The 26,955-nt window shown below is 32.9% G+C and carries 32 protein-coding genes and 4 pseudogenes; 14 read left to right on the top strand and 22 right to left on the bottom strand.

The window, feature by feature from the left end; translation table 11 throughout:
- Nucleotides 1–51 precede the first annotated feature (51 nt).
- The 3 genes and pseudogenes from CQZ94_RS08210 to CQZ94_RS08220 form a co-directional block, all read right to left on the bottom strand.
- A pseudogene (locus CQZ94_RS08210) lies at nt 52–930 on the bottom strand (BC_2427 family protein); the annotation flags it as partial.
- A 54-nt stretch (nt 931–984) separates the two neighbouring features.
- A complete protein-coding gene (locus CQZ94_RS08215) occupies nt 985–1,755 on the bottom strand; it encodes a GNAT family N-acetyltransferase (RefSeq protein WP_105584986.1) in 771 nt (256 codons plus the stop codon).
- Nucleotides 1,756–2,154: 399 nt separating this feature from the next.
- Nucleotides 2,155–2,937, bottom strand: coding sequence for a BC_2878 family exosporium-associated protein (locus tag CQZ94_RS08220; RefSeq protein WP_105584987.1), 783 nt, complete (start codon nt 2,935–2,937; stop codon nt 2,155–2,157).
- A 412-nt stretch (nt 2,938–3,349) separates the two neighbouring features.
- Between CQZ94_RS08220 and CQZ94_RS08225 the strand changes: the two genes are divergently transcribed.
- Nucleotides 3,350–3,670 (top strand): hypothetical protein, encoded by a 321-nt coding sequence (locus CQZ94_RS08225; RefSeq protein ID WP_105584988.1) that lies wholly within the window; start codon nt 3,350–3,352, stop codon nt 3,668–3,670.
- Nucleotides 3,671–3,724: 54 nt separating this feature from the next.
- On the opposite strand, the gene CQZ94_RS08230 is transcribed toward CQZ94_RS08225, so the two are convergent.
- From CQZ94_RS08230 to CQZ94_RS08250, 5 genes and pseudogenes are all read right to left on the bottom strand, one after another.
- Entirely contained in the window at nt 3,725–5,260 is a 1,536-nt protein-coding gene (locus CQZ94_RS08230; protein ID WP_105584989.1) for an MDR family MFS transporter, read from the bottom strand.
- 24 nt (nt 5,261–5,284) lie between these two features.
- On the bottom strand, nt 5,285–5,992 hold the full coding sequence (locus CQZ94_RS08235) for a polymer-forming cytoskeletal protein (RefSeq protein WP_105584990.1): 708 nt from the start codon (nt 5,990–5,992) through the stop codon (nt 5,285–5,287).
- An 18-nt stretch (nt 5,993–6,010) separates the two neighbouring features.
- Nucleotides 6,011–6,721 (bottom strand): polymer-forming cytoskeletal protein, encoded by a 711-nt coding sequence (locus CQZ94_RS08240; protein WP_105584991.1) that lies wholly within the window; start codon nt 6,719–6,721, stop codon nt 6,011–6,013.
- Nucleotides 6,722–6,734: 13 nt separating this feature from the next.
- Entirely contained in the window at nt 6,735–7,358 is a 624-nt protein-coding gene (locus CQZ94_RS08245; RefSeq protein ID WP_105584992.1) for a YhbD family protein, read from the bottom strand.
- Between the two features lie 157 nt (nt 7,359–7,515).
- Nucleotides 7,516–9,301, bottom strand: a pseudogene (locus tag CQZ94_RS08250) (ABC transporter substrate-binding protein).
- Between the two features lie 62 nt (nt 9,302–9,363).
- Between CQZ94_RS08250 and CQZ94_RS08255 the strand changes: the two are divergent.
- A complete protein-coding gene (locus tag CQZ94_RS08255) occupies nt 9,364–10,569 on the top strand; it encodes an MDR family MFS transporter (RefSeq protein WP_105584994.1) in 1,206 nt (401 codons plus the stop codon).
- Nucleotides 10,570–10,584: 15 nt separating this feature from the next.
- Here the strand turns inward: CQZ94_RS08255 and CQZ94_RS08260 are convergent, their stop codons facing one another.
- The 8 genes and pseudogenes from CQZ94_RS08260 to CQZ94_RS08295 all read right to left on the bottom strand — a co-directional run bounded on the left by CQZ94_RS08260 (nt 10,585) and on the right by CQZ94_RS08295 (nt 15,426).
- Nucleotides 10,585–11,289, bottom strand: a complete 705-nt coding sequence (locus tag CQZ94_RS08260; protein WP_105584995.1) for a YjgB family protein — start codon at nt 11,287–11,289, stop codon at nt 10,585–10,587.
- Between the two features lie 131 nt (nt 11,290–11,420).
- A pseudogene (locus tag CQZ94_RS08265) lies at nt 11,421–11,642 on the bottom strand (aminopeptidase); the annotation flags it as partial.
- A 247-nt stretch (nt 11,643–11,889) separates the two neighbouring features.
- Nucleotides 11,890–12,285: a hypothetical protein gene (locus CQZ94_RS08270; protein ID WP_002110404.1), complete on the bottom strand. Its 396-nt coding sequence runs from the start codon at nt 12,283–12,285 to the stop codon at nt 11,890–11,892.
- A 93-nt stretch (nt 12,286–12,378) separates the two neighbouring features.
- Nucleotides 12,379–12,621, bottom strand: a complete 243-nt coding sequence (locus CQZ94_RS08275) for a GlsB/YeaQ/YmgE family stress response membrane protein (protein WP_070143465.1) — start codon at nt 12,619–12,621, stop codon at nt 12,379–12,381.
- 124 nt (nt 12,622–12,745) lie between these two features.
- A pseudogene (locus CQZ94_RS08280) lies at nt 12,746–13,757 on the bottom strand (nucleoside hydrolase).
- A gap of 36 nt (nt 13,758–13,793) precedes the next feature.
- On the bottom strand, nt 13,794–13,982 hold the full coding sequence (locus CQZ94_RS08285) for a DUF3970 family protein (protein ID WP_002110407.1): 189 nt from the start codon (nt 13,980–13,982) through the stop codon (nt 13,794–13,796).
- 69 nt (nt 13,983–14,051) lie between these two features.
- A complete protein-coding gene (locus CQZ94_RS08290; RefSeq protein WP_105584996.1) occupies nt 14,052–14,837 on the bottom strand; it encodes a class I SAM-dependent methyltransferase in 786 nt (261 codons plus the stop codon).
- Between the two features lie 220 nt (nt 14,838–15,057).
- A complete protein-coding gene (locus CQZ94_RS08295) occupies nt 15,058–15,426 on the bottom strand; it encodes a hypothetical protein (RefSeq protein WP_142395792.1) in 369 nt (122 codons plus the stop codon).
- 492 nt (nt 15,427–15,918) lie between these two features.
- On the opposite strand from CQZ94_RS08295, the gene CQZ94_RS08305 reads away from it, so the two are divergent.
- From CQZ94_RS08305 to coaW, 8 genes are all read left to right on the top strand, one after another.
- On the top strand, nt 15,919–16,071 hold the full coding sequence (locus CQZ94_RS08305; RefSeq protein ID WP_080018204.1) for a YqbF domain-containing protein: 153 nt from the start codon (nt 15,919–15,921) through the stop codon (nt 16,069–16,071).
- Between the two features lie 169 nt (nt 16,072–16,240).
- Complete coding sequence (gene exsC, locus CQZ94_RS08310) at nt 16,241–16,675, top strand: exosporium protein ExsC (RefSeq protein ID WP_105584999.1); 435 nt, start codon at nt 16,241–16,243, stop codon at nt 16,673–16,675.
- A 305-nt stretch (nt 16,676–16,980) separates the two neighbouring features.
- Nucleotides 16,981–18,183, top strand: coding sequence for an MFS transporter (locus CQZ94_RS08315; RefSeq protein ID WP_105585000.1), 1,203 nt, complete (start codon nt 16,981–16,983; stop codon nt 18,181–18,183).
- A 317-nt stretch (nt 18,184–18,500) separates the two neighbouring features.
- Nucleotides 18,501–18,803: a hypothetical protein gene (locus tag CQZ94_RS08320; RefSeq protein WP_105585001.1), complete on the top strand. Its 303-nt coding sequence runs from the start codon at nt 18,501–18,503 to the stop codon at nt 18,801–18,803.
- Between the two features lie 178 nt (nt 18,804–18,981).
- Complete coding sequence (locus tag CQZ94_RS08325; protein ID WP_105585002.1) at nt 18,982–19,350, top strand: hypothetical protein; 369 nt, start codon at nt 18,982–18,984, stop codon at nt 19,348–19,350.
- A 176-nt stretch (nt 19,351–19,526) separates the two neighbouring features.
- Nucleotides 19,527–20,726: an LL-diaminopimelate aminotransferase gene (locus tag CQZ94_RS08330; RefSeq protein WP_142395781.1), complete on the top strand. Its 1,200-nt coding sequence runs from the start codon at nt 19,527–19,529 to the stop codon at nt 20,724–20,726.
- A gap of 55 nt (nt 20,727–20,781) precedes the next feature.
- Entirely contained in the window at nt 20,782–21,180 is a 399-nt protein-coding gene (locus CQZ94_RS08335) for a 3-hydroxyacyl-ACP dehydratase FabZ family protein (protein WP_105585004.1), read from the top strand.
- A 27-nt stretch (nt 21,181–21,207) separates the two neighbouring features.
- A complete protein-coding gene (coaW, locus tag CQZ94_RS08340) occupies nt 21,208–22,032 on the top strand; it encodes a type II pantothenate kinase (RefSeq protein WP_105585005.1) in 825 nt (274 codons plus the stop codon).
- Between the two features lie 25 nt (nt 22,033–22,057).
- Here coaW and CQZ94_RS08345 read toward each other — a convergent pair whose 3' ends face one another.
- From CQZ94_RS08345 to CQZ94_RS08370, 6 genes are all read right to left on the bottom strand, one after another.
- Complete coding sequence (locus tag CQZ94_RS08345) at nt 22,058–22,558, bottom strand: 2'-5' RNA ligase family protein (RefSeq protein ID WP_105585006.1); 501 nt, start codon at nt 22,556–22,558, stop codon at nt 22,058–22,060.
- A gap of 108 nt (nt 22,559–22,666) precedes the next feature.
- Complete coding sequence (locus tag CQZ94_RS08350) at nt 22,667–23,146, bottom strand: CcdC family protein (protein ID WP_105585007.1); 480 nt, start codon at nt 23,144–23,146, stop codon at nt 22,667–22,669.
- 35 nt (nt 23,147–23,181) lie between these two features.
- Nucleotides 23,182–23,853 carry a DUF4052 family protein gene (locus CQZ94_RS08355; RefSeq protein WP_105585008.1) on the bottom strand — a complete coding sequence of 224 codons (672 nt, stop codon included), beginning with the start codon at nt 23,851–23,853 and terminating at the stop codon, nt 23,182–23,184.
- Nucleotides 23,850–24,722: an ATP-binding cassette domain-containing protein gene (locus tag CQZ94_RS08360; RefSeq protein WP_105585009.1), complete on the bottom strand. Its 873-nt coding sequence runs from the start codon at nt 24,720–24,722 to the stop codon at nt 23,850–23,852. The genes CQZ94_RS08355 and CQZ94_RS08360 overlap by 4 nt, the downstream gene beginning before the upstream one ends.
- A complete protein-coding gene (locus CQZ94_RS08365; protein ID WP_105585010.1) occupies nt 24,722–25,099 on the bottom strand; it encodes a GntR family transcriptional regulator in 378 nt (125 codons plus the stop codon). Before CQZ94_RS08365 ends, CQZ94_RS08360 begins: the two co-directional genes overlap by 1 nt.
- 169 nt (nt 25,100–25,268) lie before the next feature.
- Nucleotides 25,269–25,862 carry a DUF4825 domain-containing protein gene (locus CQZ94_RS08370; RefSeq protein WP_105585011.1) on the bottom strand — a complete coding sequence of 198 codons (594 nt, stop codon included), beginning with the start codon at nt 25,860–25,862 and terminating at the stop codon, nt 25,269–25,271.
- A gap of 440 nt (nt 25,863–26,302) precedes the next feature.
- On the opposite strand from CQZ94_RS08370, the gene CQZ94_RS08380 reads away from it, so the two are divergent.
- Genes CQZ94_RS08380 through CQZ94_RS08395 form a run of 4 tightly spaced genes read left to right on the top strand, consistent with a single transcriptional unit; the run spans nt 26,303 to nt 26,952 of the window.
- Nucleotides 26,303–26,443: a YrzI family small protein gene (locus CQZ94_RS08380; RefSeq protein WP_105585012.1), complete on the top strand. Its 141-nt coding sequence runs from the start codon at nt 26,303–26,305 to the stop codon at nt 26,441–26,443.
- A 27-nt stretch (nt 26,444–26,470) separates the two neighbouring features.
- Nucleotides 26,471–26,614 carry a YrzI family small protein gene (locus CQZ94_RS08385; protein ID WP_000142704.1) on the top strand — a complete coding sequence of 48 codons (144 nt, stop codon included), beginning with the start codon at nt 26,471–26,473 and terminating at the stop codon, nt 26,612–26,614.
- A 28-nt stretch (nt 26,615–26,642) separates the two neighbouring features.
- Complete coding sequence (locus CQZ94_RS08390; protein ID WP_016100548.1) at nt 26,643–26,786, top strand: YrzI family small protein; 144 nt, start codon at nt 26,643–26,645, stop codon at nt 26,784–26,786.
- A gap of 25 nt (nt 26,787–26,811) precedes the next feature.
- Complete coding sequence (locus tag CQZ94_RS08395; protein WP_002147207.1) at nt 26,812–26,952, top strand: YrzI family small protein; 141 nt, start codon at nt 26,812–26,814, stop codon at nt 26,950–26,952.
- Nucleotides 26,953–26,955 lie beyond the last annotated feature (3 nt).

Consider the following 26,955-nt stretch of genomic DNA (forward strand, 5'->3'; position numbering starts at 1 on the left):
TATTACATACTCCTAAAAAAGATTTTAGCTGATTGATGGAGATATGATTATTTATGTAATCCGCACACGAACTTCCTGTTCTTGCAATAATTGGATAGTCAATTCCAATACAATATTTTGTATCAACTGATAAAGCTTATCATGAGATGTACGTTGTTCTGATATAAATTCAATACATTGAAATATATAGCCTTCCACAAGTAAACTCCCTTTTTCAATTATAGATGGATTATGTCCTTTCTTTATTACTTTTGGCAATAAGAATTATTTTTTTGTCAAAATAATTTCCTGTGATACCTCTTTTATTCCTAAAACTTTTTCTTTGAATACCACCTTTTCTTGTAAACTAATTTCACCTTTATATCTCCCTATTTCTATTGATAGTTTCCCAGTTATATAATTATTTACGTCTGCTTCATCTTCCTTCTCTAATATTATACCGTGGATAGGAATCCACGAAGATGTGCCTACCCAATTCTCTTCCATATTCCCTTTTACTTTTTGATTAGAAAATTCTAAAAGCACTCTCTTTTCATGAAGGCTTGAAGAAACTAAATTACAATTAACTTCTCCATGATAGTGTTGCACTGTAGTTAATAACTTAGCATCCAGTTCACGACCCCTAGCATCTTTTTCATTACGAAATACAAATGCTTCTTGTTTTTTTACATTAATATTAGGAAATTTTATAAAACTAGTCACATCCGAAATAATAGAAAATGGAGTTTTCACTACTATTGAACGCACTGAAGTCTCTACTTTTGATCCTGAATCTATACTTTCTTTCTTTGATTCATTTGCTATATCTTCTTTCTCTAATTCAATTGCTACTTCTTCTTTCTCTGATTCGATTACTACATTTTCTTTCTCTAATTCAATTGCTACTTCTTCTTTCTCTAATTCAATTGCTACTTCTTCTTTCTCTGATTCAATTGCTACAGTTAGCCGTAAGACGTTGTACGCTTTGTAAGCGTTCTCTTTAATTCATCTATTATTTACAAAATAAGTATCATACGCCTTATCAAAAACATATCCTAGCTTTTCTGCTAGTTTAGCAGAAGTACTATTCGCTGCGTCCCAGTTTGGATACTTCCCCTTTTCTAAACAATTCAATATTAAGGCCGCACAAACTACAGTTGCCAATCCCTTTCTTCTATGATCAAGATTAGTAGCAACTTCAATTTCAATACCATTATCATAAATACTATAGGATGATGCACCACATACGACTTCTCCATTATACAAAATACAATAACCTATACCTCGATTTACATAATCATCAATCGATCGAAATTGGCTTGTAAAATCTTCAGAAACGTTGTGTAATGTTGGATTATTCGCAATATGCTCATCTATTTTTCTTAATTCATACCCTTTTGGAAGTGCAGTTATAAAAGATTGTAATTTTGAGCGATTAAACACTTCTGGATTTCTTTTAAATTTATATCGTAAAAACTTATCTATTTTTCTTTCATGGAATGTTTCTAAACGCTTTTTCCACTCATCACTATTAACGATTACTAAAATTCTTTCAGGAATGTTACGTAATAACTCTTCTATTTCTTTCGCATTTGAGTCTCCAGCGTAAAATGTAAAAATCCCTACGGTAATTTGTGCTACTTTCGGATTTTCAAGATCGTTCACCCACGCGTTACCCATATGTCCTTGTAAATAAGAAAGAAGAACAACATTGTTAAAATCCTCAAACATAGAAACTAATTTTTTTCTTGCATGTATATTTGCTTCATATATCATTTACATTCCTGCTTTCCTTAAAATCAAATTAACTCAAAATTTTCATAAGTAAACTTGTACAAGTTTTCTATACACATGCGTTTATTCATCATGTAAGTAAAAGTCTATTAAACTCAATTGTTAAATATCAAAAAATTATAAATCATACGCAAATACAAGCTTATTATAACATCTAATTCTATTGAAATGATTGCCCTATCAAAAAATGCTACATACTTATCTACTCATTACTTTAAAAGTAATATTCCTACTTTATGCAAGCATTACTCAGTTTCAGTAAAAAAATATAGAATTAAAACGAAGAGCTCCACCATGCATGTAATCGATTAATATATTTTTATGTAACAACCCTCATACATAGCATAGTGTAGTGTATGAGGGTCACTTGAAATAGATACGTTATAACTCCTTCTTAGAAGTGTAAGATTCCGTCTCACCATTTTTATATATTTTAGTTACCTTAATAATTGACTTGTACATGTTACTATTGTCATTGATTATCATTTTTTTCATCTCTTCTATTTCGGCATTGCCAGTTCCACTCTCTATTTTTAAACAGTTTGAAATGTTGAGGTATCCACTTGATGCGAAAAGAATGATAAACGTAATATCAGGGAAATTAATAAATAGTAATCCGAATTTCAAAGGATTCCCAGCTGTATCCGATAAGATTAATCGAAAATCTAACAGTTCAGGTACCTGAACGTAATCTTTAGAAACAATCGCTTCACCTACTATAGTAATTTGCTTTACTAAATTGCCAAGTTCATCTGTAAATTCAATACAACTAGGTGCATCAATTGTTTTAGCTTGTAAAGATAAATTCAATTCTGGATTATGAAAATCGAAAAAGAGTGTGCTTCCCTCTGTTAAACATTGTGGACAAACATTTCCAAGTAGACTAAAATCCTCTTCAATAAATTTAACTTTCGTTTTACAACTACAAACTTTTCCTATTCGAATCGCATCAATCCTTGAACAATCTACAAATATTACCTCACTGTCTTCTTGTGCAAACGACACTATACCTTTTATCTCATTAAATGAAATAAAATAGGATACAACTATTTCGTTTCCGTCTATTACGATACTCTCCACCCTAGAATAAGGATCTAAACTTTTCAAAAATTCACATATACTATTTTGACAACATTGACAATCACGTTTCGGCTCACAATCCACTGATTCTCCATTCCTTTCCTATATGTTTTACCTAATAAATATAATATGAAAGGCATGTAAGAAAAGCTTGGACAATATAACTCTAATATTAGTCTAGATAAGTATACCGACATATGCCTGTCAAATTAAGAAACTAATCGTTCCTCAAATAAGTAATAAAATATATTTTTCACTATAAATGCATATAACAATTTCATCTTTCAATAAAAAAGCGTTATAATAAAGTGAAACTTCTATTAGCAGGGAGCTTTATCTCCTACTAATGGTTAGCCCTCACCAATCGGGCTCTTACGGGCAGTTATCTCCCGCCGTCCTCATCATTTGCTTCTTCATCTTGAGGTGGGAGTCTACTGCTCGTTATTGCGGGATGAATTGCAGCCTCTAAGATTACGTTATAAAGGAGATTAAAACAATGACTAAAATTAAAGTATATCAAGTAAAAGAAGAAAATATGGAAGCAGTAAAAAACATTATTGATGTTGAGGAACAAAACCCAACTGCTGAAAACTTACAAAATCTATATACATGTGTATTAGATACTGAAGATATGGCATTGCCTGAATCATACATTGAAGAAGATATCTTAATTGATTCGATGGAAGTTATGGTTAACGCTTCTCAAAGCAAGCTAAGAGACTTAGGTACATATGATGTAATCGAAGTTCAAAACAAAGGTAAGAAAACACACATTTTATTATTAGCAGACGAAGAATACGAAATTATCGAAGGCTAATTCGACTCCGTACATAAGAAAAAGCTCCTTTCAAAATTGAAAGGAGCTTTTTCTTTACGCTTTTGATGTTTCACTTTTCACCTTGTTTTGTTCTTTCTTATATACCATGCGCTCATTTCCCATAAAGAAAACGAATACGAACGCTAAACTTGCTGGGACTAACGCCCACATAAATGTCTGAACGATTGAACTAGAGAGAGCTTCAATAATTTTATCTAATATTTGCGGCGGAATTTGAGATCTTGCCGATTCTGATAGAATAGCTCTTGAATCTCCTAAAGCGTTTGTATTCATTCCCCCGCTCATACCTTTAAACGCTTCTTCTAATTGATCCTGGAAACCAGTTCTTTGAATCATTCCGAAGATTGTAATACCAAGTGTCATACCTAATGAACGAATGAAGTTACTCGTTGAAGTCGCAGACCCGCGTTGCTCCATACCGAAGTTATGAATAGCAGCCATACTTAGTACAGAGAATGAGAAACCAACTCCAAAACCGATTATAATCATATAAATTGTTAATAATATACGACTTGTTTCTGGTGTTAACGTGCTTAATAAGAATAATCCGATTAGCATAATAACAGCAGAAATAATCATAATGTTTCGGTAGCTAAGTTTCGATGTTAAAAATCCACCTAACTGCGCTGTAACTACTGATCCTAACATCATTGGTAATAACAATAATCCTGAGTTTGTTGCCGTACCACCATATACACCTTGAATAAATAACGGAATGTACACAGTTGCTGACATAAATGCCGCTCCGTAACATAAAGCAATAATTGTACTCATTCCAAACAGACGTTGTTTAAACATCTCAAATGAAATGATTGGTTCTTCTACTTTTCGTTCAATAACAATAAAAGCAATTACTAAAATAGCGAATCCAGCAAATAAACTTAAAATAAAGCTAGAATCCCAATCGTACTTTTGTCCACCTAATTCTAAGGCGAACATTAAACAAACTACTGCACCAACTAAAGTAATTGCGCCAAACCAATCAATCTTTTGTTCTCTATGAACTCGTGACTCTTTATAAAATAATGTAATAAAAATAAGTGCTAAAATGCCAAGTGGTAAGTTAATATAAAACACCCAGTGCCAACTAATGTAATCCGTAATATATGCGCCAAGTAATGGTCCGAAAATACTTGATAAACCAAATACTGCTCCGAATAAACCACCCATTTTCCCGCGCTTTTCTGGAGGAAAAATATCAAAAACGATAGTAAATGCGATCGGCACTAGTGCCCCGCCGCCAATACCTTGAATGGCACGATAAATACCTAACTGTGTAATATTTTCAGCAGTACCACAAAGTGCCGAACCAATCATAAAGACGATTAAACCGAAAATAAAGAATCTCTTTCTACCATACATATCTGATAGCTTACCGAAAATCGGCATACCTGCCATTTCTGCAACCATATAGGCAGAAACAACCCATACAAAGTTTTCAAGACCTCCTAAGTCACCAACTATAGTTCCCATTGCTGTTACGACAATGGTATTATCCATTGATGCCATTAAGATACCTAGCAATAAACCGGCAACAACGAAGCCGAGTTTATTATTCTTCTCAACCATATCTCTTGCTCTCCCTCATACTACTTATATTTGTTTATGTTCTTTTACGACTGCATTTCCTTTTTGGTTAAAACTAGTATGATATTCTACAATACTAATTTCACAGCCAGGGCCAATTATAACACGATTCCCTCTTACTACGTCTGCTATTGTATGTTCTAAATAAATATCATCCCCTTCAATAATTGATGTTTGAAGGCTTCCTGCATGACTTGTAAAAGGAATAAATCTCGCTTTTTTACGTACTGTAATCTTTTTCCCGCCGATTTCTTTTACTTTACTTCCTTCATAACGAAGTGAGATTTCAATATTTTCAGCATTAAGTAAACCATCACTTTCAAGACCGCCAGTTAGTAATAATTCCTCTACTTCTATATCTCCCGTCACATTTAAAGCGCCTGTCACATCTACAAAATCACCAGATAGCTTCCCTTTAAATTCTATCATACCCCTAACTTTTATTTTATTAATTTGTCCGTCGCCTTGTACTTGGGCATTACCATATACTTTTACATATTCCGCCTTCATATTCCCTAGCACTTCACTATCTCCATACACGACATAATTCTTTGCTTTCATATTGCCACGTACTTCACTCGTACCGTACGTTTTAAAATCATTACAACTCATATGATTAGAGATTGTTCCGTCGCCGCGAATCTTCACTTTATTATAATCTCCACCTGCCGAGCTACCTGATCCATTAACAGTAAGACTATGTTGATTTTCCATATCGATTGCTCCCTTCCTTTACACCTGCTTGATTTCTTTCACACTTGCGTTTTTATCAACGTTAAGAACACCGGTATATTCAATCAGTTCAATCTCACAGTTCGGTCCTACTGTAATATTGTTTCCTCTTACCGTTTTAATGTGAGCATAATCAATATCGATATTATCACCTTCTAGCAGTTCAGCTTCCAACTGCAAACCAAATACCGTTTTAACTAATCTACTAAAAGCACTCAATTTATGTCTTACTTTAATTGTTTGACCGCCAATTTCTTTCGCTCTACATGTACCATGAATATTAATATTAATTTCATCTGCGCTTAATAAACCACCTACCGTAAACTGTCCCTCTGAAGAAAAAACATCAACCTCGCAATTACCATCAATCGTCGCTTGGCCACTGACCTTAAATTCTTCACCAGTTACATTACCACCTATCGTCCCTTTACCCGCGATTTTTAAAGTATTCGCCTTTACATCTTGCGTTATTGTTGCTTTCCCATCAATTCGCATACTATCTGTATTTACTGTGCCATCTACTTTACCCGATCCACTTATTCTTGTACGATCACTTTTCAAATCTCCGTTTACACTTCCAGAACCGTTACATTCAAATTCATCACATTCAACATTTCCGTTAACAGTCCCTTTTCCGTTTAATTGTACTTTATGAAACTCGCCACCATTCGATGAACCGTAACCATTTATGATTAAATTTTCGGTACGCATTATTTCTCCTCCACTACAACAGTTTTGTTTTTAATGCTTCTGTATAATTCATAATCGCTACTCGTAAAACGATCTTTGTTCCCTTTTCAAACATTAAGTCATCCACATTTGAAACTAAGAAACACGTGGAAATTCCTAGCTTACGAATGATAACTAAGTCACAATTTTTATGCTTTATCGCTTCATAATTTTCACGTAAAACTTGTAACACCATTTTTCCTTCTTCTAAACTAACGTCTCCCGATTGAAGAAGTTCTTCTAACATGTACACATAAAGAATATCTACAAATTGAAAATCTGTCGTTTTGTTCGTTTGCTCTATAAAAAATTGCAAAACGGGTTCTGAAGCAATCCCTTTACGGATGAGATCTTCTTTTATTAAAAGAATCTCTGTTACGCTCGGTGAAAACATATTCGCTAATTCATCAAGAGACAAATCCTCTTTCAGCGTTTGAATTTTATCAATACGCTCTAATATTTTTTCTTTCGGAAAAAATGTTTCTTGACCTGTGAAAGTTGACTTCCTTACAAACCAATCTTCCGGTATTAAATTTTTTCTCTTCCACCTATATAACTGTCCGTATGAAATACCAGTTAGTTCTAATAAATCTTTTTTTGAAATTAAGTCTGTACTCAACTGTGTAACACTCCTTCCTAATAACAATGTAACATAACACTGTTACGTTGTAAATGAGATTTAATAACACGTAGCGTAACAACGTGCAAAACAACTCTCCATTTCATAAAAAAAGGTTCTTACGCATCTCATTAAAATGCGTAAGAACCTATATATATCAAGGTTTAAACCATATATCATAAAAATCAATCCAGCCTTGTGAATTAATCATTATATTTTGTATTTTTTCGTGTGAACTTACTCGCTGTTTATTGCGATATAAAGGAATGATATGCATTTCACGTAACAGTGTGCCCTCAATATCGCGTAACAGTGTCACCCGTTTGTCTAATTGATTTTCTATAAAATAAGACTGCAATACTTCGTTAAATTTTATATTGCTATGCTGATGAATAAAGCTGTTTTTTGTAAGAAACATATATAGTAAACTTTCTTCAATACGCTCACTAATTGTCGCACTATCATGCATTATATCAGCCTTTTGTATCGTACTTGTTTGCAATAACTCTTTTGTTTCAAGAAATTTAATATCAATTATAATTCCGTATTTCGCACACTCTTTTTGTATCCAATTGGAGTCTTCGACATGATCTTGTCCTGTAAATGTGTATAGTCGCAATGTTTCATTACGGTAAGAGCTTTCTTTAATAAGCGCATATATATCCTCATTTATATGTATTGTACCACTCTTTGTTAGCACTAATTCTTCGGCCATCTCTCCGCGCGCTCCTTGTAATTCCGCAATAAGCGCATTGCTATGAATGATTTTATATAGAGCTTTCCGAAACATCTTATCTTGCATGGGCCCTTCTTTTGCAGTATTTAACGTAATGTATGTTACATTCGACTCAAGTCGAGTTAGTTCTTTATGATGCTTTTCTATATCTTTATATCGTGCTTTCGCTAAAACATCGTACGGATTAACACTGTGCTCTACATTCCATAATTCAATTCGGTTGAGAAAAGGTCGCTCTCGAAAATAATAATCATGTGCTTCTAGTACGAATACATCCTCATTATTTTCACATAATCGAAACGGTCCTGTACCAATTAAATTACCTTTTTCATCTTCACTTACAATAGAACACTGTTCTGAACTTAAAACATGTAAAAATAACTTATTATCTGTAGATAAATGAATCTCCACAATGTAGTCATCTAGTATATGTAAACTTTCAACATGCTGTAACATCCAAGCATGCGGATTATTTTTAGCTTTCAAGAACCGTTCAAATGTATGTATAACGTCATGAGCGATAAATTCTTTCCTGTTATGAAACTGAACACCTTTTCGTAAGTAAAAGGTCCATATATGATTCTGATTATCATATTCCCAATAAAACGCCAGTCTTGGCTCTACATTTTTTGTACTTCCGTCTACATACACTAACGTGTCATATATATGTTTGACCATATGACATTCCGAACGCATCGTGGCATATACAGGATCTAATGCAATGTCTAGATTCATTTGAACTTGCAAACGTAGCACATCTCTTCTCCCTTGAGACGTCCTTTCAACTTGATAACCAAATATTGAATCAATCCAAGTTTGAAATTGTGGTTGGAGCGATGGAAAATACGAGCTATACCGTTCGATAAACGCGATCCCGCTTTTTACGTCCCCTTGTTTCGTTATTTCTTTTCCTCTTTCTAAAATTAATAAAAGTGGATGTTTTTGAAACAATACCTTTGAACGATTCCCTCTCCCTCGGCCTGGAAACCACATAATCCAACTTAATTCTTCCAATTTTTTTATGATTAGTTTACTATTTCGCTCTGTACAAAATAAAGTTTCAGATATATTTTGTATTGTTATTTCTAATCTTTCTCCTCTTTCTCCCTCTGCTCTCCCTTTTCCATACTGGAGCCATAGGTGCATATATTGCTCCAAAATGCTCATAAAACGCCCCCCTAAAAGATGAAAAATCTTCCCCTTTCATTCTACCCTTTTTCATTTTTAGCTTCCACCTTATCATTTTAATATAGAAAGGAGGAATTAGAAATGAATCATCTTTTAAAACGTTATAATAGGCCAATCCTCATTCGGTTGTTCGGTGAATTGTTAGTCCGGACGACTGAAGCAATGTTAGCTATCATTTTTATTGTTCACGTTAATAAAGTGTTAAATAGTAATGTCATCGTTACAATGCTTCTTTTCGGATTACAGCCTCTCGCTGATATTGTGTTTACATTAATTGCTGGAGGTGTAACAGATAAATACGGTCGTAAGAAAATCATGTTACTCGGCTTAGTTTTACAAGCTTTCGCCGTAAGTGGATTCGTTTTTGCTGAATCCGTCGCCTTTTTCGCCTTATTGTATGTCGTAAATGGTATTGGCCGCTCTTTATATATTCCGGCACAGCGCGCTCAAATCGTTGACTTAACGAAGGAAGAACAACAGGCCGAAATATTTGCGGTTCTGCAAACGATGGGAGCAATTGGCTCTGTAATCGGCCCATTAATCGGTGCTTTTTTCTATAATAGTCATCCTGAGTACTTATTTATTGCACAAGGTGTGACTCTTACTCTTTATGCTGTACTCGTATGGACTCAGCTTCCTGAAACAGCTCCACTCATAAAAAACGTTAATAAAACTAAAGAAGTATATTCACCAAAACATTTTATTTCGAAACATTACGCTGTGTTTGGACTTATGGTTTCTACGCTACCTATTAGTTTTTTCTATGCTCAAACCGAATCGAACTATCGTATATTCGCCGAAAGTGTATTTCCAGATTTTCTATTCGTACTCGTATTTATCTCAACTTGTAAAGCAGTCATGGAAGTTATTCTTCAAATTTTCCTTGTGAAATGGTCTGAACAGTTTTCTATGGCTAAAATCATTGTTATTTCCTATACTTGCTTTACTTTAGCTGCTATTGGCTACGGTTATTCCACAACAATATGGTCATTACTCTTTACATTACTCTTTTTAGTAATTGGGCAAAGTATTGCTTTAAATCATTTACTACGATTCGTTTCACAAATGGCTCCAAGTCATAGACGTGGATTGTACTTTTCTATTTACGGTATACATTGGGATATTTCAAGGACTTGCGGGCCTTTTGTAGGTGCACTATTATTAAGCAAATTTAGCGGCAGTACTCTATTTTATATTTGTGCCTTCTTATTAATAATTGGCGGTATTATTCAAGCTTTTTTTGTTCAATCGTTAGAAAAAAACAAAGTAAAAGAGCTGTCCCTATAGGAACAGCTCTTTTATTTAACCTGCCATTTTATTAATACTATCCTCCGGTGAGAACACAGAAATATGATGTACTTTACCAGTTGATTCCGGAATAATGAATTTCAATTCAAACTGGTTATTTACTTTGTAAATGTATATTTTGTCATTTCCATTTACTTTAACCGACGCCGGTTTTCCTAAAGCCTTTTCAACTTCTTGTAACGTAATCACTTTGAGTTCTGAATGATAAGAGCGAACGTCAAAGACTTGCGATCCTTTATTAAAGCCAAATGATACATTTTTATTTGTAAAAGTCGCGTACATCCCGTTCCCTGCTTGCTCAGTCTTATCTGCTTTTCCCCACGCTTTTTCTATTTCCTCGATGTCACCTGTATGTGCTGCATATGGTACGTTAGGTACTTTTCCTTCTTTCGCTTGCTCAAATAAATCTTTAATATGGTTAATTGATTTTTGATTAACTACTGTATTTTTTGAATTAGAATCTGTTGATGGTTTTGCTGAATCTTGACCTTTTGGTTTTTCCACAGGTTCTTTCTCTTTTTTCGAAGCGGTGTCCTCGTTCTTTTTACTCATTTCTGACGAATCACTCTTTTCTTCTGTACTATTTTCTGATGTTGGGTTAGTTTGTTTCTTTTCCTCAGCGTTATTACACGCGGTTAGAGCCGCTACACACGTTAAAGTTAGGAAAAATATAAGCACTTTCATACATACTTTCATCATTTTCAGCCTCCCTCTTCAACATATTCACTTTTGTAACCATTCCATTACACTACTCTTCAAATTATTTTTTCTCCAAAAAGTAAGTGCTTCCGTTTCTCCAAAAGTATGGACTATATATGATGCTCCGAAATAATAACCAAGTCGGTTGTATCCGAAATAATACGAATGTCTTCTAGTTTTTCAGGGTACTTTTTAATTGCACTAGAAAGACGTTCTTCCTTCTTAGGACAGTGATAATTAAAATACTCTTCGAATACTTCTCGGTACATAGCATGATATTTGTTCAAGTCATGTAATCCTATATCATCGCTTTCCAAAAGCTTCAAAAAGCTTGGGATTGTATTGTTAATCATCTTATTCATCTCCTTGTATACACCTTCTCTCCATACTCGTTATATCCTTTTTTATAACTTAAAATAAACTGTCACAAAAGCTCCTTTAAATGCTAAAAACCAGCAGGAAGTGATTAATCTTCCTTGCTGGTTTAATTTTTTCTGAAATATAATTAAACAACCTGTCGCCATCAGAACTCCATTAAGATTCCCTATTTATATAATTAAAAAAGCTGTCCTATTTAAGGACAGCTTCAAATATGTATTTTTACACTTCGATAGATTTACCATCTTCAACGATATGGTAAAGTAAATGTGCTAAATGATGAATTGGACCATTTTCTTCCTCTTCTTCATTTGTCTCACCTTGGAATTCAAGATCATTTAAGTATAGTGCTAAAAATTGATAGAACAATTTCAAATCAAATCCGTAGCAAGCACTTGGTTCTTCATGATCTCCTTCATATTGTAACATTAAGTATTGCTCGTTTCCTTCTGCATCTTCAGCATCAAAGAATACGAAGAAACCAACGTTTGTATCTAAATCAAATAGATGACGAGTACCTTTTTCTGTTGCTTTATCGAAGTCCTCTTCACTTAATTTATGTACTGTTGTTGCCTTTGCATTATCCTCTTGATGAAAATTTACTGTAAATGATTTCAATGCTGACACCTCCTGATTGTATAAAAGTAGCATAACAGATTAAACAACATAATACAAAGGGACTGCTCACAAATGTAAACAGCCCATTACTATTTATTTCCGTATAGCTCGTAATAAGAAGCTCACAATGAAAATTAATATTACTGCACCTATTAAAGCTGGAATAATTGCAAATCCCCCTATAACAGGACCGAATTTACCAAGTAATAACGTACCAAGCCAAGAACCGATAATACCCGCAATAATATTACCAATTACACCGCCAGGTACATCCTTTCCAGTAATCAAACTTGCAAACCATCCTAATATACCACCGACTATTAAATACCAAATCATATCATTACCTCCTTTATTTTTGAACGATAAAAATTATAATTAGAAACAATTGCTTACCATTAGTTATGTTTCATTTTTCGTAAGTTATTCGTCTTATGAAAATCATTCAAATCTGCTCAACCTTTTAAGGACAATCTGGCTTCAATATTGTTCTCATAAATTCGTCTTTAAACGCTTGATAATTAAATTCAACGGCAATTCTTTGTATAGGACGATCATCAAACCTCGTCGGCTCAGCTATTTTTCTAAAATCTGCAACACTTTGACCTCTCGTTACATCATTTGTCGTACTTATCCAAACTGCTGATTTTTTATATTCAAAAATATCATCATTTATAAATGAAATGAACGGAAGTAAATCGTGAATCGGACTCCCAGCAATACCTGGATATTCTTTTTTGTAAAAGTTCTCGTAATAAAAATCGATCATTGGCTTAATAAGTTTCGCCTGTCCTGTTCCTTCTTTATCAATAATATCGACCATTTCAGGGGTGATAAGAGCGCGCTGCGTTACATTTAACGGATATATAGTAGCATTCTTCGCGTATTTCATAACGATATTCGCCGCAATTGGATCGCCGTAAAAATTAGCTTCCGATACTGGTGTAACGTTTCCCGGAAAAAGAAAAGCACCACCCATTATATAATAAGAACATACTCGATTCATTAAATTGGGGTACAACAAAAATAATGTTGCAAGTGTTGTTAATCGTCCCGTCGCCACTATAATAATATCTTCTGGACAAGGCTCAATTAATTTAATCAATTCACAAAAATTTTCTCTGTCACAAATTCTCATTTTCGGTGGAATAATTGGACCTAAACCGTGATCCCCATGAATTTCAGGGGAAAAATAAAGGTTCTTCAGCTGTCATTGGTCTACTGGCACCTTCAATAATCTTCACTTTTGTAGCATAGTATCTTTCTAAAAAATAAACATTTTCCGTGACAATTTCCCGCGACACGTTACCATACTCTGCAACGATACCTATAATATCTAATTTGCATGTTTTATTCGCATAAATTAACGTTACTGCATCATCAATACCAAAATCTCCGAAAAAAATTATTTTTTTATTAACTTTCCTCCCCCCTCTCCAGCATAATCTACTATCATTATTATGCGAAAAAGACAAGGTGGTGAAACGGAGATAATTAAAAAAGCCGCCTATTTATTTATTGGCGACTTCAATCTTCTTATACGATAAATACGCTAGTACATTTTTGCTTGAATCATATTTCGGATTATTCCCTTTTCTCGGTTCTCTCATATGTGTTTTTTCAAACCCAGGAATGTCAGGCATTTTCTCTAAAAATTCAAGCATCTCTTCCTCAGTTCCCTCAATACGTACACGAATCATTATTACTATTCCTCAATTCTCATTTTCTCTGTACTAAGTATATCGTACATCAGAAAGACTGCAAGAAATTTATCTTTTTAATGTTGAACTTTTTTTGCATACAAACAGTGCCATTTCAGTATAGAACGATTCTATTTTATTGTTTTCAAATTGAATTTTGAAGAATTCCTGCATTTCATTTGATGTTTTCATCATACACTCTGTTAACTTTACGCGTTTTTGCATAGGCACATCCATCATATCGCACCACCAGTCAAAATCGAACTTCTTGTCAAAAGTATGACATGACTGCATTTGTAAACCATGTTTTTCTAATAAAGTAATCCATTCTGTTTTTTTCAAAGCTCGTTCATGGCCCGGATCTCGCTTCTTTTCGATAAAGTTATAAAATGTATCAAATTCATTATTTTCTGGTGAAACATTATCAATTAATATAAATAATCCATTATATTCTAACGTACGATTTACTTCAAAAATAAATTGCAAAGGATCAACAAAGTGATGTGCTGCAATTCGGCATGTAATTGTATCAAAGGATTCATCAGCAAATGGTAAATTTTCTGCATTTCCTGCTACAAATGATACATTTTCATGCCCGTTCCCTTCTATAAAACCTTTTGCTTTTTCTAACATTTTTTCTGTTAAATCAAGAGCGACTACCGCTTTAAACATTGGGGCTAACAAATTTGCAACATGTCCACCACCAGTAGCAATATCAAGAAGACGAGTATTATGACGAGTTTCAACTTGCTGAACTACATATTGTAAATCCGGTCCATTTGCATGAATTTTACTTTTCACATACTTCTCTGCATTACTACCAAATTGTTGTTTCACAAGTTCTTCTTTACTCATTTTTATCATCTTCTTTCTATTGTTATTTACATATACGATTCATTTAATTAATAAGTTCTCTTTACATATTTTCAAATCCTCTTTTAGTCTTATTTGTTACATACTCAAAACTTTATTCTTCTATACAAATCGTAGTATTGGAGTGATTGAAGACTTAAATTATTAGGAGAAAACAAAGAAGGCTGTGAGAACTTATCCCCACAACCTCATAAAACGCCCCTTACATAAGGGTCCATTCACATTCGTCTAAAATATGAATATTCTCTTGCAAATCCACATAGAATTCAATTTCATTATTAGTTGCCAATCTTGCAAACATTTCAGATTGATTCATACCAACCCATATCCATTCTGCTGAACCATCAAGTACCTCATTCTTTACATTTTCTAACTTAACAAGTTCCAATCTCATAAATCTATTCTTATTAACCGTTTGCTTATCTATTAATCCATATTCTATCCCATTTTCTAATAATGAGATAAACTTCCCAGCGATTGGATGTTCGCGAACAATAAAATGATACTCCTTTTCATCTTTAGTTGCTACAATCAAACGAGAAATAGAAACATCAAATCCAGAATTCAGCATATGCATATTGATCAGCTCCTTTAGTAGTTTCATGAACATCATAACATTTAAATATTAAAATTAAATTAATATAATGTAAAATTATAAAAGCTGATTTCTAATAGGAAATCAGCTTTTATACACTTGTAATATTTAAATTTTTGACAAATCTATTTATATTGTTTCTTTTTCTTCGTCATTTCCAGACATTAAGTTCCCTATAGCATCCGCAGTAACTTCAACTACAAATTCACAAATCCCTACTACAACTTCTCCAACTACTTCCTCCATCTTTCTACCTCCTTGTTTTATGTAACTTATTTGTAGTATAGGAGATATTGGTTAATTTTAACTATCGGAAAAGGTGACAAAAACATTACAGATTTGTAAGCTATTTCAACGGTTTTGTGAATTTATACTTCTCCCCTTTGAAACTTTAAGTATTATTAACAACCAGATAGGTCATCATAATATAAAGTATTTAAGAATCCTAATTTAAAGGAGGCGTGTAAAATATACTACGTAAAATTAATTAAAGGTCAATCTTTCTATGCTTTTGATCATCGTTTTTTAATATCTCAAGAAGAAGCAGTTTCGGAGAAAATTTTTAATTACTTACGCCGTAATGAATTCTTTGAAGTGCGTAAAGAAGAATATTCTGCCTAATGTACAAAAAGCATCAAGAAACAACTCACAGTATTGTGATTCTTTCTTGATGCTTTTATATTATCGCCCCATATTCAACTTTATTCTCAATTCTATTAACATCTTCTAGTATATGTCCAAGCTAATTCATCGTTACTTTCATATTTTAGTATATGAGGAGGTGACGAACATGACTCATATCATTGATTACCAAGCTACTCAACCAATAAATAAAACGGGTGAAACAACTTTTGTAATTCCCCATTCCCCAAACAAAGCAATTCTAGCAAGTATTAAATTGAAAATTTCAAGAAGCGATTCACGTAATAATCGAGTAGAATTAATCGCTACAGTTGGAGTTAAAGGTATAACTGATATATCACAAATATTATTTAGAATTTTCCGTGACAACACTGAAATTTTCAACACGCAAGTAGGTATTGAATCTACAGATTCAGAGCAATTCTACGCTCAAACATTTCAAGCTATTGATAAAGATGTAAGCTGCGGGACTCACGAATATTCATTAACTGTGGAAAATCTAACAAGTGCTGCAAGTGCAGACGTTGTTGGCCCTCTATCTTTTAGTGGTTTAGCTATTGGACAAGATCATAAGTGTTGCTAAAGGAATCTATTGTTTGATGTTGCATTTGAGAAAAGTGAGACGTAGTAACTACGTTCTCACTTTTTTATTTTCTCTATGTTTTTCTTTATTTTCAATTTGTATTTAATCAAGAGTTTTTCACATTTTGAATTACTTATTTCATCATATAATTAATCAAATTTTCGACAAATCAAAAAGATTGAAATCCACTAATGAAACACGTAATATAGACTCTGACTCTAAAAAAGGCGCGTTAAAAAATAATGAATAAATTAGGAGGTTTTATATACGAGTTTTTAATTTTAAAAGACTGAGAGGTATTAATTATGTGGCGTAATAAAAATGTTTGGATCGTATTAATTGGGGAGTTTATTGCTGGTCTTGGATTATGGCTTGGTATTCTTGGTAACCTTGAATTTATGCAAAAATACGTCCCTTCTGATTTTATGAAATCCGTTATATTATTTATCGGACTGTTAGCTGGCGTTCTAGTTGGTCCAATGGCTGGTCGTGTCATTGACCAGTATGAAAAAAAGAAAGTTCTTCTTTACGCTGGATTTGGTCGTGTTCTTAGTGTTATTTTCATGTTTTTCGCTATTCAATATGAAAGTATCGCCTTTATGATTGCTTTTATGATTGCACTTCAAATTTCAGCGGCATTTTATTTCCCTGCATTACAATCTGTAATCCCACTCATCGTTCGGGAACATGAACTATTGCAGATGAACGGTGTACATATGAATATCGGTACAATCGCTCGTATTGCAGGTACTTCACTAGGTGGAATTCTTTTAGTTGTAATGAGTTTACAGTATATGTATGCCTTCTCAATGGCAGCATACGCTTTATTATTCCTCTCAACTTTCTTCCTACAATTTGAAGATAAAAAATCCGCTACATCAAGTAAACAATCCGCTAAAGATAATAGTTTTATGGAAGTATTTCGTATTTTAAAAGGAATCCCTATTGCTTTTAAAGCACTTATATTAAGTATTATCCCTCTTTTATTTATAGCTGGATTCAATTTAATGGTTATTAACATTAGCGAAATACAACATGACCCAACAATTAAAGGATTCATATATACAATTGAAGGTGTAGCGTTTATGTTAGGTGCATTCGTTATTAAACGTTTATCTGATCATTTCAAACCTGAAAAGTTACTATATTTCTTCGCATTTTGCACCGCTTTTGCACACCTTTCGTTGTTCTTTAGCGATATTAAATGGATGGCACTTGCCTCATTTGGTTTGTTTGGATTTAGTGTTGGCTGCTTCTTCCCTATTATGTCGACAATTTTCCAAACGAAAGTCGAAAAAAGCTATCACGGACGTCTCTTCTCATTCCGTAATATGTTTGAAAGAGTTATGTTCCAAATTGTCTTACTCGGCACAGGCTTCTTCTTAGATACGATTGGATTACAGTATATGGTTCTAATTTTCGGAGTCATTTCATTGTTAATTATATTTATTTCCCTATCTAAGCAGAAACAATTCGAAAAACAAACGTCACAATCTGCTAATTTATAAAGTAAAACTTTAATCAGTGGGGGGTTTGTTCATCTCCCACTGATTATTAGCCCTCACCAATCAGGCTTTTACGGGCAGTTACCTCCCACCTAACCATCTCGCATTCGCCGAATTTTGAGGTGGGAGTCTTACTGCCCGCAAATAGCGGGATAAAACTAATACTTCTTAAGAATGGACCCAGTATTTTACTTGATCCATTCTTTTCAATTTCTAAGATTAAACTTTATATCCTTTGTATAGTCCAAATATTTAAAGGTGTATCGCTTACTGTTTTCGAATACAATAAACAATAGATTTTTCAAAAAGGAGCTGTGGAAATGTCTGTTGGTATGCAATTATTAATTACCCTTCTTTTTTCATTAGTTATGTTTTGCGTCCTTAATTTTCTAGCCATTTCCCTATCCCAAAATAACTTTAAAAGAAGGATTGTTGCAGGTTTCTTATTTTTACTGTTAACTCCCATTATCTTTTTGACTACTACAGCATTCGTTTCTATATTCAATAAAGGTGGTTTTGGATCAGCTAACCTAGCCTTTATTATTGCAAATATGTATGTTGTAAATGGAATTGTCATTCTTCTTTCCGCTTCATTTATCCTCAAAAGACATAACATAAGATAGAGTACTAGGCATGAATCTGGCATTACACTAGATTCATGCCTTTTTATTTTGAAATCCCACCCTTCTCCAAATTTTTATGTGAAATTTATTAATTCTTTATAAAAATTTAAACTTTATTCATTACAATATTCTTATTGTATTCGCACGTTTATAAAAAATAATAAGAAAGGAGTACACAATGAAAAAGTTTCTACTTATTTTCCCTATATTAATCGTTCTACTTAGTGGATGTAGCAATAATGATATATACGGCTCTTGGGAAGTCATTGATAATAAAAAAGGTGAATGCCCTGTGTATTATAAATTTGAAACAGTTGTAAAAGAAGAAAAGAAAGAAAAGGTTGTTCACAATTTAGCGGAAATGCAAACAACAACTAAAAAAGAGGATTTATTTAAAGGATCGTTTGTTAAAAATTCTAACGTGTATCGTATTGATTATGGTAACTCGTTTACATCGGATCAATCTTTAAAAGTTGTCGATAATAAATTAAATGTATACTTTTTTACAACTGAAAAAACATGTACATATAAAAAAATAAACAATTAATCTTCATTTATAACGTAGAAAATATTTTCTGCGTTATTTTTATATTTTTCCTTATTATCCTCCCTCTAAATTTGTCAATCGTTTTAATTTTCATAAAAAAATGATAAAATGTAAACATGTGTTTTCAGAATAATTAAAAATGCAGAAAGAAAACACTGTTTTTAGGAGGGGTTTTGATGACTTACACGTTAGCAACTAGAATGAAAGCATTCCAATCTTCTATATTTAGTGAATTAGGGTCCTATAAAAAAGAGAAAATTGCAGCAGGTCATAAAATGATCGATTTAAGTATCGGGAATCCTGATATGCCTCCTGCTGATTTTGTAAGAGAAGAAATGGTACATACGGCAAGTGCAAAAGAAAGTTACGGATATACGTTATCTGGTATTCAAGAATTTCACGAAGCTGTAACTGAATATTACAACAACACTCATAACGTTATATTAAATGCTGAAAAAGAAGTTTTATTATTAATGGGTTCACAAGACGGACTCGTTCATTTACCTATGGTTTTTGCAAATCCGGGAGATATAATACTAGTTCCTGATCCAGGATATACAGCTTATGAAACAGGAATTCAAATGGCCGGTGCAACCTCTTACTACATGCCATTAAAAAAAGAAAATGATTTCTTACCTAACTTAGAAGTTATCCCTGAAGAAATCGCTGATAAAGCGAAGATGATGATTTTGAACTTCCCAGGAAATCCAGTTCCAGCAATGGCTCATGAAGATTTCTTTAAAGAGGTAATCGCATTCGCGAAAAAACATAATATTATCGTTGTCCATGATTTTGCTTATGCTGAATTTTATTTTGATGGCCAAAAGCCGATTAGCTTCTTATCTGTACCTGGTGCAAAAGAAGTTGGCGTTGAAATTAATTCTTTATCTAAAAGTTATAGTTTAGCGGGTAGCCGTATTGGTTATATGATTGGTAACGAAGAAATTGTCGGCGCGCTTACGCAATTTAAGTCTAATACAGATTACGGTGTGTTTTTACCAATTCAAAAAGCTGCATCCGCTGCATTACGACACGGCGCTGCGTTTTGCGAGAAAAACCGAAGCATTTACCAAGAACGTAGAGATACTTTAGTGGACGGATTCCGCAAATTCGGTTGGAATGTCGATAAACCAGCTGGAAGTATGTTCGTTTGGGCTGAAATTCCGAAAGGATGGACTTCTCTAGAGTTCGCTTATGCACTTATGGATCGTGCAAATGTCGTTGTCACACCAGGCCATGCATTTGGTCCTCATGGCGAAGGCTTTGTACGTATTGCACTTGTTCAAGATAAAGTAGTATTACAAGAAGCAGTTGAAAACATTAAAAATAGCGGTATTTTCTCTATTGAAAAAATAGAAGAATTAGTTAAAAATTAATAATAACTCCCCTGCTTAACTTTAGCAGGGGTATTATTATTCCTGGAGGTACGATATGAATATTAAAGATACTCTTCCCCATCGCTATCCATTTTTAATGATCGATAAAATTACAAATGTTAAAGAATCTCAATCAGCTACAGGATACAAACTGATCACAAATAACGAGTGGTTTATTAATAAAAATCAAAACTATATGCCTCATATGCTAATTGTAGAAGCACTGGCTCAACTTAGTGCTTTTGTAAGTACAAGTGAATCTGAAGGACTTGGTTTCCTCTCCTCTTTGGATGGGGTGGAATTTCATGAAAATGCGTATCCCGGTGATAAACTTGACTTACATTATGAATTAACACGTAACAGACGAGGTTTTATTCTTGGGAAAGGAATTGCCTCTGTAAACGGTCAATCAATCGTTACCATTGAAAAGCTATTAATATATCAAGCTGATTAAACAGATTACATAGTAAGGAGTAGGAAAATGCAGAATGTTGTTGGTATTGATGCTGGGGGAACATTAACAAAAATTGCTTACTTTAACGAAATGAACAAATTAGTTTTTAAAAAATTTTATTCATATGAACAAGAAAGAATTAAAGAATGGCTTTATAATAATAATAATTCAATTACACAATTATGCATTACAGGTGGTAAAGCTAAACAGTTAGAACAACTACTTTCAGGTTCATATGAAATAGTAGAGTTAAACGAGTTTGAAGCTACTTTAGCAGGAGTACGATACATACTAAAAGAAGAAAAACGTGCTATAAACAACTTTGTATTAACAAATATCGGTACAGGTACTTCTATTCACTATGTTCACGACAAGCAATACGTTCGCGCTGGTGGAACTGGAGTTGGCGGTGGTACTATTATGGGTCTTTCAAAACTATTAACAAATATAGATCATTTTGAAGATGTGATTCCACTTACGAATATAGGCTCAAGAAAAAGTCTAGATATTACAGTTGGAGATATTTATGGTGGGATCCTCTCCCCTATTGATAATAACTTAACTGCTAGCAATTTCGGAAAAGCGACCATTACAGACTCAAATTATAGTAGTTCAGATATACTCGCTACCGTTCAAGGACTTGTCGGTGAAGTCGTCACAGCATTAAGCCTTCAATTCGCCGAAGCAAAAAATATTAACCATATCATTTACATCGGTTCTACTCTATGTAATAACATCCACCTTCAAAATATTATAAATAGCTATACAGAATATCAGAACAAAATTCCAGTCTTTTTACAAGATGGTGGTTATAGTGGTGCGATTGGTGCTTTACTTCATGTTACGAAATAAAAAAGCTGACTTTTGTCAGCTTTTTTTAAAGCGATACTTCAAATTCAATTATTGATTCTCCATTCTCTCCAATTCGTTCCACACTAATTCTATCGATTACACAGTGCAGCTTCTTATGAAAACAAGGAAGATCCCTTGCTAGTTCAGTAGCTAACTGCGAACCTTCTTTTCTTCCGACTGTTACATGGGGTATGTACGGAATGTCTTTTCTCAAAAGTGGTAGTAATGGTCCTGTATATAATTTATCATGTAGCTCTTCTATTTGTTCTTTTCCTTGCTCAATTTCTAAAAATAAATAGTCTCCTATACTAGTTACACCACTTGCAAACTCAATTTCAATTGTACCTATCCCTTTTGACAAATTCAAAATATGTGATTTCAATTCATTATTTGAAATATTACTTTCAAAAGGAAATACAATTGTTATGTGGGGAGGAATTAAACCAAATAAAGGATCGTGTATTTCTCGAATACTTTCTATCTCATCAGTAGACATGTTATTTAGAAAAAGTAAAATTGTACGCATTTTTATATCCCCCACTCTCCTCAATTTTTTATATTGCATGGTAGCTTGCACTTCAACAAGTTATTTCACTTACATAGAAAAATAAAAAACTTCTCAAATGAGAAGTTTTCATATAGCATGATTATTATTTTCCCGCCAAACTTTTCTGAATTTTATATAACAAGCAATTCTCCACGGAATAATATAAGACACCGCAACGACGTAAAATAATAAACCAATTGTTTGCGGATCTAAGCCAACAATATATTGTCTTGAACTATATCTTAAAATAACAATTCCGATAAAAGTAATTAAAAAGGCAGCACTTTTTTTCGTATAAATGTTTCCGTCTTCTCTTCGCTCATAGCTTGTTAGAAATATAAGTGGGATTGCGAAAAGAACCCCAATGAATGCTGCTATAGTCACTTGTAATATAGCTGGATGTACTGGACCAAAAAACAATAAAATACCCGGTGTTAAAAATAATAATGGCCACAAAATTCGTTTCCCATTTCCTTTTATCGGCTTATACATAGAACGAAAACGACGCCAAAATATTAGCAGTGCAACACATAAAAAGACTGTTATTAGTGAAGATGTATCTCCCATTGTCTTCCCTCTTTCTATAATAATCTAACAATATTTTAAACCGTTTGTTCGAATGAAACTTTACGAATAAATATACTACTAGTTATGATATATAGAATGGTTAATCCAATTGAAATCACAGTAAAATAGGGAATATCTATTAAAGATAGATCGCTTGTAAATAATAAACCTTTTATTCCTACCTCACCATAAAGCACACTGTTTGTTGTTAAAAAAAGTGTTCCACCAATCATAAGACCGATCCACTTAAATCGTTGTTTAAAAACAACTACTACTTGAAAGAAACACGCTGTCGTAACATAAAATAAAAATTGTAAAATAAACTGTTGTGCTAATAGTTCTCCAAAACTAGCATTCCCCATATTATATTTTATATCTTGTAAAAGCATTACTTGAAGAAATGAAAATAGTCCGGATTGCAGTACAATATAACAAATCGCTCCGATAAAATATTGTATCCTTGTCACACCAAATGAAATAGCTAAACGAAATAAATCATCTTGTATGATGAAAGTACTCCCTATTATAAACATCATAATTGCTATAGAAGGATTATTGATAAATTCAGGTAAATAACCAATTTTCATTCCATATAAATTAACAGCATTCATAGCCCCTTTTATTAATAAAGCTGCGATCCAAAATATTAAAATTGCCTTATAATGAAAATTTATATGTAACTTCAACTGCTTCATTAACATCGTCATTTCACTTCACCACCAGTTATGTGAATAAATAGTTTTTGTAATGTGATTTCATCAACTGCTAATCCTTCTTTTTCAAGAGAGTAATAATCTTCATTAGTAAATTTTCCCCATATAACAGCAATTCCTTTATTTCCATAAATTTCTCGATTTATAACTTTTTTATTGATCGAGAACTCATCCACTTTATCTTTTTGCCCTGATATAATATGACCTTGTTGTAATAAATCTTCCGCCGATGATTGAACAACTAGTCTTCCTTCTTTTATGATAATTACATCTTCAATAACATGGGTTACTTCTTCTACTAAATGTGTTGATAATATAATTGTTCGAGGATACTCACCGTAATCTTCTAATAGTAAACTATAAAATAACTCTCGATGTGCTGCGTCTAAACCAGTAGTTGGTTCATCAAAAATTGTAATTGGTGCCCTACTTGCTAGACCTTGAATAATCCCTACAACTGTTTGCATTCCGTGTGATAATTTATGATATTTCTCTTTCATATTAAGCTGAAATTTCCCTGCCAGTTCTTCCGCGTACTTCTGGTCCCAATTTTTATAAAACATGTTACATAACTTAAAAATTTCTTTTACTTTATAACTTAAATGCGCTTCTTCTTTCACTCTAACAAAACAAATGCTTCGCATCGCTTTACTATTTTCAAAAATATTTTCGCCAAATATAGATACACTTCCACTACTTGAAATAATTTGTCCAGCAAGTAAGTTTAATAAAGTTGTTTTCCCTGCTCCGTTTCTTCCAAGCAAACCATATATTTTATGATTTTCTACTTTAATTGTTACTTCGTTTACAGCTAGTTTCTTTTTATATTTTTTCATTAAATCTTTCGTTTCAAGTGCAAACATCACTCTTTCCCCTCCTTTGTAATTTTTTGTATCATGTCCATCAATTCGTCTTTTGATATTTCTAGTACCTTTGCTTCTTCCCACACTTTAGGTAAATATTGAGTCATAAAAGTATTTTGTCTTTTTTTTAGTACGACTTCTTTTGCTCCCTTTGCAACAAACATCCCGATCCCTCTCTTTTTATATAAAATCCCCTCATCCACTAATACATTTACCCCTTTAGCTGCAGTGGCTGGATTAATTTGTAACATCTTCGCAAATTGATTTGTCGATGGAACTTGTTCTTCTTCAAGTAATATGTCTTTTAAAATATCAGATTCAATGGTTTCTGCAATTTGTATGTATATTAACTTATTTTGTTCTAGAGTAGGTTTCACGATTTCACCACCTTAGGTTCCTAGGTTCATTACTTATGTAATTAACCATAGCACATCGTTTTATTTTTTTCCATAATTTTCATCAAAAAAAGAATCATTCGATAATGAATGACTCCCTTTAAAAAATGTTCGTATTTTCAATCGTGAAATAACCCTATCTTCCTCCATATCACTTAGATTCCCGCACAGGATGTTCATCAAAAAATTGCTTCCGAAAATCTTTATTATTAACTAGCTTTTCTATTTTTTCTTGATTACCGTAAAAGAAGTTCATTACGATTCCCTTATTCCATATAAGATCATCCTTTGGCAAATCATTAAATTCTTTATAAAGTATGGGTAAAAGTTCTTCTCTTTTCAATGCAAAACTTTGATTTTCAACCTGAAACTCATATCCTTTCGCATTTGGTACTAAAATTGCAAGATAAATAGCGTTAAAGAGAAAATTCTTCTTCATCGTATCCTTCCCATCAAACCAATACGTCTCAATCATGTCATCTGTAAGATTTCCATTCTCTTTTGCACCATATTTCACTTTAATATTTTCATTTTCTAAACTTATACTTTGAACTGTTTCACCACCAGATAAGTTTTTAACAATCGCAAACACGTCGGAATTATTTCCAACGTATGTCCCCGTATATTTTTTAAAAGCCCCAGGTTCAATATGTGATATTTCTTTTATTTGTTCCCCATTAGAACAAGCAGTAACAAATAAAAAAATTGTTAGCATAACACCTGCTATTCTATTCATATACTTCATTAGACACCCCCAAGTTCTATTAATTATCCAATCTATACAATGTATCCCTTAAAAACCCTTTAAAATATACGCATTTTAATCAAAATTAAAAATTTTCAATTTTTATGTTTACAATTATCCATTAATTGTATATACTTACTAACGTAAGAAAAATATTCTAAAAGGAGGTCGAAGGAAATGATGAAATTACAATTACATGCTTTAACTTTAGCGTTAACTGCACCTGTGTTTTTCGGACAATTAAATATGAATTCGACCACCCTAATGGAGAATTAAAAATCGTACTTTATTTCTTTTAATTCATAAATTCGCCACAGGAGGTCGTATACTTTCCTGTGGCTTTTTCACGCCTAGCCATAGGAGAACGATATCTTCCTGTGGCTTTTTTGTGCGATTTTTTAGTCTCTTACATTATTTTTTTAAGAAAGGAGCAACATTCGATGACTATTAGCGTATTGTTTTTAAGTATTACGATTCAAAGAAATGCACTTTCCAAAGCTGAAATTCTTCATAATGAGCAAATTGCAAAAGCTATGAATGATGTTAAGGAACGCCAAGTGCTTTATTGTGATCACCTGTAATTCCTTTTCGAAAGGAGGAATTCGTCTATGACTTTTCATATTTTCTTTTTTACGACAGCACTTCAGAAAAAAACGTTATCTGAAGCTGAAATCTTTCGTAAACAACAATTAAAACAAACTATGGATAAAATAACGGACATTAAAAGTTCGTATTATACACAAATGTATTAAAAATATTTTTTAAAGGGGCAAAAACCTAATGAAATTTAAAGCTTTCTTTTTAACGATTACCATTCAAAAACGTAAACTTTCAAAAGATGAAATTTCTCGCGAACAACAAATTAAAAATATTATGGACGGAGTAAAAGAGCGTCAGTCCTCTTATTACAATCGTCTTTACTAAATAAATTATAAAGGGGTAATATCCAATGAAATTCAGAGTATTATTTTTAACTATTACCATTCAAAAAAATAAACTGTCTGAGTCTGATATGCTTCATGACCGACAAATTGAACAGGCTATGGACAACGTAAAAGAACGACAAAGTCATTATTGTAGTCACCTGTAATTC

The organism is Bacillus sp. MYb209 (genome assembly GCF_002975175.1).
In the GTDB taxonomy this organism is placed as follows: Bacteria; Bacillota; Bacilli; order Bacillales; family Bacillaceae_G; genus Bacillus_A.